Below are 12,647 nucleotides of genomic sequence, written 5' to 3'. Positions count from 1 at the left end.
GATGCTGAAGATCCAGACACAGTCCGAGTGGATAGCACGCGCAAAAGAGGTTCTTCCAGCTGGCGGTTTCGGCAACTTCGATCCGGGCATCATCATCGCCCGTGGTGAAGGCAGCCGTGTCTGGGACGAGGACGGCAACGAATATGTCGATTACCTGATAGGGTCGGGTCCGATGCTGCTGGGCCATGGCCACCCCGAGGTGATGGAAGCCGTATTGGAACAGTTGCCAAAAGGGATGACGTTTTTTGCAAACAACAGCAAGGGCATCGAATTGGCCGAGGCCATCATCGACGCCGTTCCCTGCTGCGAGCAGGTGCGCTTTGTCGCGTCGGGAGGCGAAGCCGACATGTATGCGATTCGCCTGGCGCGGGCTTATACCGGGCGCAGCAAGATCCTGAAGTTTGAAGGCGGTTACCACGGTATGAGCGCCGAGGCGCAGATGAGCCTTGCCCCAAGCCGCAGAGTTAATTTCCCGCAGGCTGTTCCCGACAGCGCCGGTATCCCCGACAGCGTGGCCGAGCAGATGCTGATCGCGCCCTTTAACGATCTGGAAGCCGTCGCTGCTTTGCTGGAGGAAAATGACGATGTTGCCGCGATTATGGTCGAGCCTTTGCAACGGATCATTCCGCCAATGCCGGGATATTTGCAGGGCCTTCGAACCCTGTGTGATCAACGTGGTGTGTTGCTGATCTTTGATGAGATCGTCACCGGATTTCGGCTGGCTTATGGCGGGGCGCAGGAACGATACGGGGTCACACCGGATATCTGCACTCTGGGTAAGATCACGGGCGGTGGCTTCCCTCTGGCTGCGCTCGGTGCCAGCGTCGAGATCATGAAGCATTTCGATAAATCGAAGGTCGGGGAAGAAGGTTGGCTGATGCAGTTGGGGACCCTATCAGGGAATCCGGTCGCCTCGGCCGCTGGGCTGAAGACGATGGAGATTCTGCGGCGTGATAGCGCGTACGAGCGTTTGCGCGCAATTGGAAAACACTTGCAGCAGATTCAGACGGACGCCTTGAATGAAGCGGGTATTGCGCATCGGATATGCGGTGACGAGACTTTGTTTGACATCTATTTCACCAACGCCGAATGTCGTGACTATCGCAGCGCAAACCATGATGATCCACAGCGTAACGCCACTTATAATGCGGTGCTGCGCGCCCATGGAATCTTCAAGTCTCCGGGCAAGCTTTATCCGTCGCTGGCGATCACCGATGCGGATCTGGAACAGACACGCATCGCCGTCCGTCACGCGGTTGATGCCATTTCCTGAAGGTTGGATGTATACAACGTAAACGGGTCGCTGTTGAGTTCAACAGCGACCCGCTACCTTTGGAAGTCGGGGGTCAGCCTCGCCCCCTCGAATACTGATTAAATCACCGGCAATCTGAAAACTTTTCGATACTTTCGAGACTGACCCGACTTCCTCATCGGTATGTCACTTTAATGCCCGAGAATCTCGGCGGTCACAGTGATCAAGTTCACACTGCCTTAAATTAATTTGAATTTTTCCAATCAAAAAAACCTGGACCCGCCTGTTCCAACAGTTCCGCTGCCATCGTGCGGGCCATTTCTGGCCCGTCTTTGACAGAACCGGTCACTTCTCTGTTCACGGTGTCCGACCCATCTGGGCGCAGGACTTCGCCGCGCAGCCTTAAGTTGTCTCCGTCCAGTTCCGCCAGGCCAGCGATCGGAGTTTCGCAAGACCCGTCCAGCGCGGCCAGCAAGGTGCGTTCGGCGGCCAGCCGCCATCCTGTTTCCGCGTGATGAATCGCTTCAAGCATTTCAGCCGCGCGTATATCGTTGCTACGCCGTTCGATGCCAATGGTACCCTGTGCAATCGCGGGCAGCATGTCATCCGGAGAAATGGCGCTGGCTGGAATCTCGTCCATGCCCAGACGGCGAATGCCAGCCATGGCCAGAAAAGTGCAATCCGCGACCCTGGCTTCCAGCTTTTTCAGCCGCGTCTGCACGTTCCCGCGAAACTCGACCACTTTCAGATCCGGCCGCCGGTTCAGCAGCTGCGCCCGGCGCCGCAATGACGAAGTGCCCACAACAGCCCCTTCGGGCAGATCGTGGATTGAGTTAAGGCGCGGCGAGATGAACGCGTCACGCACATCTTCGCGCGGAAGGAATGTGTCCAGAACCAGCCCTTCGGGCTGTTCAACAGGCATGTCTTTCGTTGAATGCACGGCGATATCGATTTCGGCGCGCAACATCGCCTCTTCGATTTCCTTGGTGAACAGGCCCTTGTTGCCGATTTCCTTCAGCGGGCGATCCGCATCGATCATGGCGCGATTGTCGCCGGTTGTTTTGATCACGACGATTTCAAAGGCCACTTCGGGCAGATCAAACGCATCGCTCAGGCGTTGGCGGGTTTCATAGGCCTGAGCCAGAGCCAGCGGTGAACCACGGGTGCCAATTCTGAGGGGCGATGCGGGGGTGGGCAGGGTCAAAGTCATGTGCACAGCTTTAGTCGCGTCACATTGCCCTGACAATGGGGGCTGAGCTTGACAAATTGCCGCCGAAGGACGACCCGTTGCCAAAACCGGAAGACTGGGGGCGAATATGGCCGAGACAAAGAAACTGCTGAGGGCGCTGGCGGGCGAAGTACAGGATGTGCCGCCAATCTGGATGATGCGCCAGGCGGGCCGGTATCTGCCGGAATACCGGGCCACCCGTGCCCAGGCCGGGGATTTTCTGTCTTTATGCTATAACCCGGAACTGGCCGCCGAAGTCACATTGCAGCCGATCCGGCGCTATGGGTTTGATGCTGCGATCCTGTTTGCCGATATCCTGCTGGTGCCGCAGGCGCTGGGTGCGGATCTGTGGTTTGTGACCGGCGAAGGTCCACGTTTGTCGACGATCACGCGGCAATCCGAGTTTGATGCGTTGAAGCCGGTGGACGCGATTCACGAGACATTGTCGCCCGTTTATGAAACGGTTCGGATCCTGTCGCGAGAATTGCCGTCTGAGACCGCGCTGATCGGGTTTGCCGGCGCGCCCTGGACAGTCGCGACCTACATGATCGCCGGGCGTGGAACACCCGATCAGGGACCGGCACACGCTTTGCGAGAGAGCGATACTGCCTTATTCGAGGCGCTGCTGGATCGCATCACGGCGGCAACAATCGAGTATCTGTCGGCTCAGATCGACGCCGGGGCCGAGGTGGTCAAGATTTTCGATAGCTGGGCGGGTTCCCTGAAAGGTGAGGCGTTTCGCAAATACGCGGTGGAACCGTGCCGTGTGATTACGCAGGCCATCAAGGAACGTCACCCCGGCATCCCGGTGATCGGGTTCCCGCGCGAGGCGGGGGAGGGGTATGTCGGGTTTGCCAAGACGACGGGCGTGGATTGCGTCGCGCTGGACAACTCGGTGTCGCCTGATTGGGCCGCCAGACATGTACAGGTTGATGGTTGTGTGCAGGGAAACCTGGCCTCGTCGCATATGGTGACCGGTGGGCAGGCTCTGGTGGAAGAGACGCGGCGGATTGTCGAGGCTTTCTCGAACGGGCCGCACATCTTCAACCTGGGACATGGGATCACGCCGGATGCCGATCCTGAGAATGTTCAGTTGATGATCGATACGGTGCGCGGGCAGTAAGCAGGTTAAAGGGGGCCAGCCCCCTTCTTGGCCTGCGGCCAATTCATCCCCCGGGATATTTTGGGCCAGATGAAGTGCGGATCAGCGCAGGCTGTCGAGCTCTGCGAGGATGTCCTTGGTATGCTCGCCGCGCATGGGGCTGGGTTTCGGGGTCCAGTCATGGCCTGAAAACCGTGGGGCGGCGGCGGCCTGAAATGCGCCGTCAAAATCCTGCCAGCAGTTGCGATGGGTGTTCATCGGGTGTGAGCGGGCTTCGTCCGGGCTGAGAACTGGGGCAACGCAGGCATCTGTTCCTCGAAACAGGGCCTCCCAATGGTCGCGTGGTTGACTGGCGAAAATATCGGTCAGACGGCGTGAAAGCGAAGGCCATAGATTACGGTCGTATTGCCGTTGAAACTCGGTATCGTTTGTGAGGCCCATTAAGCTCAGAAATTGCATGTAGAATTTTGGTTCGAGGCATTGAACGGAAACAAAACCACCGCAGGCGCAGGCGTAGGTTCTGCTCCAGTGGGGACCGTCCAACAGGCTTTGACCCCGGGTTTCAGACAGGTTGCCGGTTTGGCGCATTGTCATCAACAGGTTCATCATATGGGCCGAGCCGTCATAGATTGCCGCGTCAACGACAGTACCTGCGCCAGTGCGTTGCGCATTGATGAGCCCTGCCAGAATGCCTGCCACAAGATACATGGCCCCACCGCCGATATCACCCACCAACGTTGGCGGGGTCCGCGGTGCTTGGCCAGGATGTGATGCATACCAAAGGGCTCCGGACAGGGCGATGTAATTCAGGTCATGCCCAGCCGTGTCGGCCAGCGGGCTATCCTGCCCCCAGCCCGTCATGCGCCCATAGACCAGTTTTGGATTGCGGGTCAGGCAGGTATCCGGGCCGAGCCCCAGTTTTTCCATCACACCGGGGCGGAATCCTTCGATCAGCGCATCGGCTGTGTCGATCAGGCGAAGCGCGGTATCCAGATCATTGGCGGTCTTCAGATCAAGTGCGATGGATCTTTTGCCCCGGTCCAACAGGGAACGTTCCGGCATACCCGGTGTTGCGGCGCCCCCTTTGCGGTGGATTGTAATCACGTCAGCGCCCAGATCTGCCAGTAACATGGCACTAAACGGGCCGGGGCCCAGACCTTCGAGTTCGACAACACGTATTCCGTTCAGCATCAGGGCCCTCCGTTTCCGGCAGAGTTTGCTGGCTGGTGTCGGGATTGCAAGCCGGATGATTGCTGGCGCGGGCGGTCTTCCTTTTGGCAGTTGTTCATCACATGGTGCGGAATGGGCCTGTTATCCCTGTGTTCGGGGCGATAGGGTCTGGGCCAGAACGGGGAGCGGATATGACGACCATTTTATCCATCAGAAATCTGCGCAAATCCTACGCCGATGGGTTCGAGGCGCTGAAAGGTGTGTCTCTGGACATTGAAGAAGGCGAAATTCTTGCGCTTCTGGGGCCGAATGGGGCGGGAAAAACCACTCTGATCTCGACGATCTGCGGTATAACCACGCCAACATCCGGCACGGTTTCAGTCGGCGGGCACGACATTCAATCGGACTATCGCGCAGCGCGCAGAATGATCGGGCTTGTCCCGCAAGAAATCGCGCTGGAACCGTTTGAAAAGGTCTGGAACACAGTTCGGCTGTCACGCGGATTGTTTGGTCTGGGCAAAGACAACGCCCGGATCGAGGACATTCTGCGCAAGCTTTCGCTGTGGGAAAAGCGCAAGAACGCAATCAAGGAGTTGTCGGGTGGCATGAAACGCCGCGTGCTGATCGCCAAGGCCTTGGCGCATGAACCACGTGTTTTGTTTCTGGATGAACCGACGGCGGGTGTGGATGTCGAGCTGCGCAAGGATATGTGGGAAATCGTGGCCGAGCTAAAACGGGACGGTGTCACCATCATTCTGACCACCCACTATATCGAAGAGGCCGAAGCCATCGCGGATCGCGTCGGCGTTATTGACAAGGGTGAGTTGCTTTTGGTGCAGGATAAAGACACGCTTATGGCGCAGATGGGCAAAAAGCAGATTGTCGTCATGCTGACTGAGCCAATCGCCAGGATTCCCGATGATTTGGCCAGCCACAATCTGACCCTCAACGGCGCGGGGGATAGCCTGATCTATACCTACGATACCCATGCGGATCGCACGGGGATAACGACCCTGTTGAATGACGTGTCGCAGGCCGGGCTGGTGTTGCGCGATGTGCAGACACGGCAATCGAGCCTGGAAGAGATATTTGTAAACCTGGTATCCGGAGAGGCGGCATGAACTGGACCGCAATCGCTGCAATCTACCGGTTCGAAATGGCCCGCTTCTTTCGCACCCTGGCGCAAAGCTTCCTGTCACCGGTTCTTTCCACTTCGCTGTATTTCGTGGTATTTGGCACCGCCATCGGCAGTCGAATTCAGGAGGTCGAGGGTGTATCCTACGGCGCGTTCATCGTCCCGGGCTTGATCATGCTGTCTGTGGTGATGCTTTCGATCTCGAACGCGTCATTCGGAATTTATTTCCCAAAGTTTCTGGGCACCATCTACGAGCTGTTGTCGGCGCCGGTGAATTTTATCGAAATCGTGATTGGGTATGTCGGTGCGGCGGCCACCAAAGCGCTGTTCGTGGGGTTGGTCATTCTGGCCACGTCGACCTTTTTCGTCGACATACGGATCGAACATCCCTTTGCCATGGCGGCGTTCTTGATCCTGTCATGTCTCAGCTTCTCGTTGCTGGGTTTTATCATCGGGATATGGGCCAGTAATTTTGAACAGATGTCATTGGTGCCGCAGCTTGTGGTCACGCCGCTTATCTTCCTTGGCGGTACGTTTTATTCAATCTCGATGCTGCCGCCTCTGTGGCAGACGATCACGTTGTTCAATCCGGTCGTCTATCTGATTTCGGGGTTTCGCTGGTCGTTTTTCGGGCTTGCGGATGTGCCCATCGCCATGAGTTTGCTGGCCATCATAGCCTTTACTGGGGTGTGTCTGGCGGTCATTGGCTGGATCTTCAAAACTGGCTGGCGCATTCGCAGCTAACCCACGCCGGTGCGTTGCATTTTTGCCCATCGAGTGTGTGAATCTGGTTCACGTCGCGTTCAAGGTTCGAAGAGTCCCTTGTTTACGGGTTGGTGGCACTCTACATCGGCACCCATGAAGCTCAGCCTGCCGTTCGTCAAAAAACACCCCTGTGTGGCCGTTGTCCGCCTGTCCGGCGCCATTGGAATGGCCGGGCGCGGGTCCTTGAACGACGCCACGCTTGCGCCGGTTCTCGAGAAAGCCTTTCGCAAGGGAAAACCTGCGGCCGTGGCGCTTGAGATCAATTCACCGGGCGGATCCCCTGTCCAAAGTTCAATGATCGGTGCGCGCATTCGGCGTTTGTCCGAAGAACTGGACGTGCCGGTCATCGCTTTTGTCGAAGACGTCGCTGCATCCGGTGGGTATTGGCTGGCCGCCGCAGCGGATGAGATCTGGGCCGATGACAGTTCCGTACTGGGATCGATCGGTGTGATCTCGGCTGGATTTGGCGCGCATGTCTTTCTGGCGCGGCAGGGATTTGAGCGGCGGGTCCATACCGCCGGGAAATCGAAGTCCATGCTCGACCCGTTTTCACCGGAAAAGAAAGAGGATGTAGCCCGCCTGCAAGGGTTATTGGGCGATATCCACGAGAATTTCATTGCGCACGTCAAAGATCGGCGCGGGGACAAGCTGAATCAGGAAGCTGACCTGTTCACGGGCGAGGTCTGGCTGGCGCGTCGCGCGCAGGAACTGGGGCTTATCGACGGCATCGCCCATCTGAAGCCAAAGGTGCAGGACCGTTTCGGTGACAAGGTCAAATTTCGCCGCTATGGCGTGAAAAAACCGATCTGGACCCGGTTTGGTGCCAGCCTGGCGCAGGATGCTATCGCAGGGTTAGAGGAGCGGGCAGCCTACGCGCGTTTCGGTTTGTGACGTGATCGTAAAGGCTGTCACTCTATTTCTGATCGCAATGGGCGTATTGGCAATGTTCGGCAAGCTGCGGTTTCCTGGGCAAAAGAAGCTAAGTTCGGCGAAATGTCCGCGATGCGGTCGCTATCGCATCGGAAAAGGCCCCTGTGCCTGTGGAAAAGGAGGCCGGGCTTGATCACCACGTGGCTGCTGTCTGGTCTTGGCCTGTTGATCCTGTTGCTGGCAGGCGATGCCTTGGTGCGTGGCGCAGTGAACCTGAGCCTGCGTTTAGGTGTTCCGGCCTTGATCGTCAGCCTTACGATTGTGGCCTTCGGCACGTCCGCGCCCGAGTTGCTGATTGCTATCAGTGCCGTCAAGGAACACGCACCGGGTATTGCGCTGGGCAATGTTGTCGGATCAAACACGGCCAACATCCTGTTGGTTCTTGGTCTTCCTGCGATGCTGGCAACGATCCATACCAGCGAATGCGACAGCCGTAGGAACTATGCATTCATGCTGATGGCGACGGCCCTGTTCATAGGGTTGGCGTTTTGTGGAACATTCACCGTCGTCAGCGGCCTGATCCTGCTGGCGGCTTTGGGCCTGGTTCTGATGAATGCGTTTCGTGAAGCAAAGGCGCACCGCAAGGCCTGTGGGGAAGCCTGTGCCGATGACGACGACCTTGAAGGTCTGGAAGAAGCTGATCCTGACATGCCTTACTGGAAGGTATCGGTTTACCTGATCCTCGGCCTTGTGGGCCTTCCTATGGGGGCGCACCTGCTGGTGGAAAATGCGACGGTCATCGCCCGGACATATGGTGTCAGTGAAACGGTTATCGGTCTGACCCTAATTGCGGTTGGAACGTCTTTACCCGAACTGGCGACAACCGTGATGGCCGCTTTGCGCCGACAGGCCGATGTGGCCCTTGGCAACGTGATTGGCTCGAACATGTTCAATCTTCTGGCCATTATCGGGATTGCAACCTGGTTCGGGCGTATCCCGGTCGATCCCGGTTTCCTGCATTTTGACCTTTGGGTCATGCTGGGCGCATCGCTGCTTCTGGTTCCCTTTGTTGTTTTCAAGCAGGATATCTCTCGCGGTTGGGGGCTGGTGCTGACCTTCCTTTATGCGCTTTATGTCACTGTATTGCTGGTGTGATCTGACAAAACGAGGTGAAGCATGACCCGAGCTTTAGTGACCGGTGCCGGTATTCGTCTGGGTCGGGCCATGGCGCTTTATCTGGCGGGTCGTGGATATGATGTCGCCGTTCATTATGCGTCCTCAGAACGCCCCGCGCACGAGACTGTGGCGGAGGTACAGGCTATGGGCCGACGGTCAGTGGCATTGCAGGCTGATCTGCTGGATGAGGCAGAGGTGCAGGATCTGCTGCCCAAAGCAGCCGAGGCTCTGGGCGGGCCGATCACCTGTCTGGTGAACAACGCCTCGATCTTTGAGTATGACAGCGTTCACACCGCGACCCGCCAAAGCTGGGACCGCCATCTCGACAGCAATCTGCGGGCACCGTTCGTTTTGACCCAAGCCATGGCCGGGCAGGGGCTGGCCCCGAACACGGACGAAAATGGCGAACCAGTTGCGACCGGTCTGATCATCAACATGGTGGACATGCGTGTACGCAAGCTGACACCCGAGTTCATGTCTTACACCATCGCCAAAATGGGGCTATGGACGCTGACCCGTACCTCGGCACAGGCGCTGTCCCCTGCAATCCGGGTCAATGCCATCGGACCCGGACCGACGGTACAGGGGCATCGTCAAAGCGCTGAGCATTTCCAGGCGCAACGAACGAATACTGTTCTGGAACGTGGGTCAAATCCGTCGGATATCACCGCCGCCTTGGGATATTTTCTGGATGCACACGCAGTAACGGGGCAACTGATATGCGTGGATGGCGGCCAACACCTGGGGTGGAAAACACCGGACGTTCTGGGAGTTGAATAAGCAATATCGCTGCAAGTTTTGCACCGCGCACGTTTGTGTTACCTGCGTGTTACAAAAATGTCTTTTTTTTCATACACTTGCTAAATGTGTGAAAAAATATCGTTAAAAATCAGCATCTTGATAATGTGCCTATTTTTTGTGCATGTTAATGAAGTGGTAATGAAACAAGGGAAATTCTAAGGCTGTGAAAACTTATCTTCACACTTATCCACAGGAATCGTGGATTTGTTTTCTCTTGATCTGAAGCCCGCAAGATTGCAGCCAGTATAAGAGAATCATATCGGAATCCCATGACTACCCACAGTGAATCGTCCCTGACCGGTTATGCCTGCATTCAGCGCTACGCAAAGACGCTGGACAGCTCACCCGGGGTGTACCGGATGCTGGATGCCGACAGTCGGGTTTTATACGTGGGCAAGGCGCGAAACCTGAAGGCGCGGGTGTCGAACTATACAAGGCCGGGTCACTCGGGCCGGATCGAGAAGATGATTTCCTCGACCGCTTCGATGATGTTTCTAACCACAAGAACGGAAACCGAAGCGCTGCTGCTGGAGCAGAACCTGATCAAGCAGCTTAAACCGAAATACAATGTGCTGCTGCGGGACGACAAAAGCTTTCCGAACATCCTGGTCGCCAAGGATCATGACTTTCCGCAGATCAAAAAACACCGTGGGGCGAAGAAGGAAAAAGGCGCCTATTTCGGACCATTTGCCAGCGCGGGTGCTGTAAACCGCACATTGAACCAGCTGCAAAAGGCATTCCTGCTGCGTAACTGTTCGGATTCCATGTTCGACAGCCGCACGCGGCCCTGTCTGCTTTATCAGATCAAACGGTGTTCCGGGCCGTGTGTCGGTTTGATTTCGGCGCAAGATTACAGTGAAAGCGTCAAGGATGCAGAACGTTTCCTGTCGGGGCGCTCGACCAAGGTGCAGGAGGAACTGGCTGAACAGATGATGGCGGCGTCCGAGGCTATGGAGTTCGAACGCGCCGCCGGTCTGCGCGACCGCATCCGGGCGCTGACGCAGGTACAGACCGCGCAAGGCATCAACCCTCGTGGCGTGACCGAGGCGGATGTGATCGGCCTTTATATGGACAGCGGGCAAGCCTGTGTTCAGGTATTCTTCATCCGGGCCAACCAGAACTGGGGCAACAAGGACTTTTATCCGCGTGTTGGCCCGGATGTATCACATGCCGAAGTGATGGAGGCTTTCCTTGGCCAGTTCTACGACAACAAGGAACCACCACGGCAGTTGATCTTGTCGGACGGGATCGAAAACGCCGATTTAATGCAGGAGGCTTTGTCCGAGAAAGCCGGGCGCAAAGTCGAAATCCTTGTCCCGCTGCGTGGTGAGAAACAGGAACTGGTTGCAGGTGCCTTGCGCAATGCGCGAGAGTCTCTGGCCAGGCGCATGTCGGAAAGCGCCACGCAGGCCAAGTTGCTGCGCGGGGTGGCAGAGGCGTTTGATCTGGATAGTCCACCGGGACGGATTGAGGTCTACGATAACTCTCATATCCAAGGCACTAACGCGGTGGGTGGTATGATCGTGGCAGGGCCCGACGGGTTCATGAAAAACGCCTATCGCAAGTTCAACATTCGCGGCGACGACCTGACGCCGGGTGATGATTTCGGCATGATGAAAGAGGTTCTGAACCGTCGCTTCACCCGCCTGCAAAAAGAAGACCCGGATCGGGATAAAGGGCTTTGGCCCGACCTGCTGTTGATCGATGGCGGTGCCGGACAGGTCAGCGCCGTGCACGAGATCATGCAGGCCCACGGGGTCGAAGACATTCCGATGGTCGGTGTTGCCAAAGGGGTCGACCGTGACCACGGCAAGGAAGAGTTTCACCGGATCGGCCAGCGCCCCTTTGCCCTAAAACGCAACAATCCGGTCTTGTACTTTATTCAACGGTTAAGGGACGAGGCGCACCGTTTTGCCATTGGCACCCATCGCGCGAAACGCGCCAAGGCCGTTGGTGCCACGCCGCTGGATGAAATTCCGGGCGTCGGGGCTGCACGCAAGCGCGCATTGCTGACTCACTTCGGCAGCGCCAAAGCGGTAAGCCGGGCCAATCTGGCAGACCTGAAAGCGGTCGAGGGAATCTCGGCCGGGTTGGCTCAGAAAGTCTATGATTTCTTCCACGACAAGGGTTAGACCTGTCGCCCCCGCCACAGGATATAGAGGCCCGAGGCCACAATAAGCGCGCTGCCGACCCACATAGTACGGTCCAGGCTTTCGCCGAACAGGGCGATACCCAACCCGATACCGAACAGCAGTCGCGTATAGCGGAACGGGGTCACGGCTGACACTTCACCCGTGCGCATTGCGTTCATGAGCGCGGCATAGGCCATGACGCCCATCAGAACCGCGCCCGTCAGATGCAGGCTGGTGTGCGTGCTAACCGGTGTCATGGGTGCGCCTTCCCACACCCGATAGGCAAGGCCCGCGACGATAATGCTGAGGAAACCATAAAACCCCAGTACTTCGGTTCCAAGGGTCGCAGGGGCCGCGCGGCTGGCCAGATCACGCCCTGCGAACCCTAACATACCCAGCACGGCCAGCATCGACAGCAGTGAAAAACTGTCCCCGGTCGGTTGCAGAATAATGACGACTCCGATCATACCGACAAAAATCGCGCTCCATCGCCGCCAACCAACCGCTTCACCAAAGAATAATGCCGCGCCTGCGACCACAACCAAAGGCGTTGCTTGCAAGATCACGGTGGCCGAGGACAAGGGCGTCAACGCAATGGCGAGCACATAGAATAGCCGACCAAAGACTTCGAACAGCACCCGAACTTTCATCGGGCGGGAAAGAACGTCCGGGTGTGTCAGGCGTTTCCCACGAGCTGACGCCAGCGCGGCAAATATTATGGACCCGCCGGTCCCGAACAGCACCAGTACCTGCCAGATCGGAAGCGCGGTCGATGCTGCTTTCAGCAACGCATCCTCCAGCGCAAAGCCCGCCATTGCGGCCACCATCCACAGGCTGCCGATCATGTTCGACCGGGCGTCGGTTTGAATATGCGCTGTCATCCTGTACGTTCCGCTTTGCAGTCGACGGGCAATCTGACTGCAAAGACGTGAAACGCCAAGTGCACGAGGTCCAAAGGGTCGGACCTGCGGCGCTTTGACCAAGCTGTTGTGAGTGATGTAGTTTTTTACCGGTTT

General features: G+C 57.2%; 11 protein-coding genes. 8 read left to right on the top strand and 3 right to left on the bottom strand.

Annotated elements, in window-relative coordinates:
• The first annotated feature begins 1 nt into the window (after position 1).
• Complete coding sequence (locus tag ACR0D9_RS12965) at positions 2-1,273, top strand: aspartate aminotransferase family protein (protein ID WP_480482978.1); 1,272 nt, start codon at positions 2-4, stop codon at positions 1,271-1,273.
• A gap of 223 nt (positions 1,274-1,496) precedes the next feature.
• On the opposite strand, the gene hemC is transcribed toward ACR0D9_RS12965, so the two are convergent.
• Positions 1,497-2,462: a hydroxymethylbilane synthase gene (hemC, locus tag ACR0D9_RS12960; protein ID WP_480539054.1), complete on the bottom strand. Its 966-nt coding sequence runs from the start codon at positions 2,460-2,462 to the stop codon at positions 1,497-1,499.
• Between the two features lie 106 nt (positions 2,463-2,568).
• On the opposite strand from hemC, the gene hemE reads away from it, so the two are divergent.
• Complete coding sequence (hemE, locus tag ACR0D9_RS12955) at positions 2,569-3,603, top strand: uroporphyrinogen decarboxylase (RefSeq protein WP_480539052.1); 1,035 nt, start codon at positions 2,569-2,571, stop codon at positions 3,601-3,603.
• 81 nt (positions 3,604-3,684) lie between these two features.
• On the opposite strand, the gene ACR0D9_RS12950 is transcribed toward hemE, so the two are convergent.
• Positions 3,685-4,773: a CaiB/BaiF CoA transferase family protein gene (locus ACR0D9_RS12950; protein ID WP_480539050.1), complete on the bottom strand. Its 1,089-nt coding sequence runs from the start codon at positions 4,771-4,773 to the stop codon at positions 3,685-3,687.
• A 170-nt stretch (positions 4,774-4,943) separates the two neighbouring features.
• Between ACR0D9_RS12950 and ACR0D9_RS12945 the strand changes: the two genes are divergently transcribed.
• The 6 genes from ACR0D9_RS12945 (at position 4,944) to uvrC (ending at position 11,631) form a co-directional block, all read left to right on the top strand.
• Positions 4,944-5,873: an ABC transporter ATP-binding protein gene (locus ACR0D9_RS12945; protein WP_480482986.1), complete on the top strand. Its 930-nt coding sequence runs from the start codon at positions 4,944-4,946 to the stop codon at positions 5,871-5,873.
• Positions 5,870-6,631 carry an ABC transporter permease gene (locus tag ACR0D9_RS12940; RefSeq protein ID WP_480482987.1) on the top strand — a complete coding sequence of 254 codons (762 nt, stop codon included), beginning with the start codon at positions 5,870-5,872 and terminating at the stop codon, positions 6,629-6,631. Before ACR0D9_RS12945 ends, ACR0D9_RS12940 begins: the two co-directional genes overlap by 4 nt.
• A gap of 114 nt (positions 6,632-6,745) precedes the next feature.
• On the top strand, positions 6,746-7,543 hold the full coding sequence (locus tag ACR0D9_RS12935) for a S49 family peptidase (protein ID WP_480482989.1): 798 nt from the start codon (positions 6,746-6,748) through the stop codon (positions 7,541-7,543).
• Between the two features lie 171 nt (positions 7,544-7,714).
• On the top strand, positions 7,715-8,677 hold the full coding sequence (locus ACR0D9_RS12930; protein WP_267365434.1) for a calcium/sodium antiporter: 963 nt from the start codon (positions 7,715-7,717) through the stop codon (positions 8,675-8,677).
• Between the two features lie 21 nt (positions 8,678-8,698).
• On the top strand, positions 8,699-9,478 hold the full coding sequence (locus tag ACR0D9_RS12925) for an SDR family oxidoreductase (protein WP_480482991.1): 780 nt from the start codon (positions 8,699-8,701) through the stop codon (positions 9,476-9,478).
• Between the two features lie 290 nt (positions 9,479-9,768).
• On the top strand, positions 9,769-11,631 hold the full coding sequence (uvrC, locus tag ACR0D9_RS12920) for an excinuclease ABC subunit UvrC (RefSeq protein WP_480482993.1): 1,863 nt from the start codon (positions 9,769-9,771) through the stop codon (positions 11,629-11,631).
• On the opposite strand, the gene ACR0D9_RS12915 is transcribed toward uvrC, so the two are convergent.
• Entirely contained in the window at positions 11,628-12,512 is an 885-nt protein-coding gene (locus ACR0D9_RS12915; protein WP_480482995.1) for a DMT family transporter, read from the bottom strand. The two genes, uvrC and ACR0D9_RS12915, sit on opposite strands and share 4 nt — an antisense overlap.
• Positions 12,513-12,647 lie beyond the last annotated feature (135 nt).

The organism is Ruegeria sp. AK11 (genome assembly GCF_056541095.1).
Note: the sequence above shows the minus strand (reverse complement) of the source record. Positions and strands in the feature narration are given on the sequence as shown.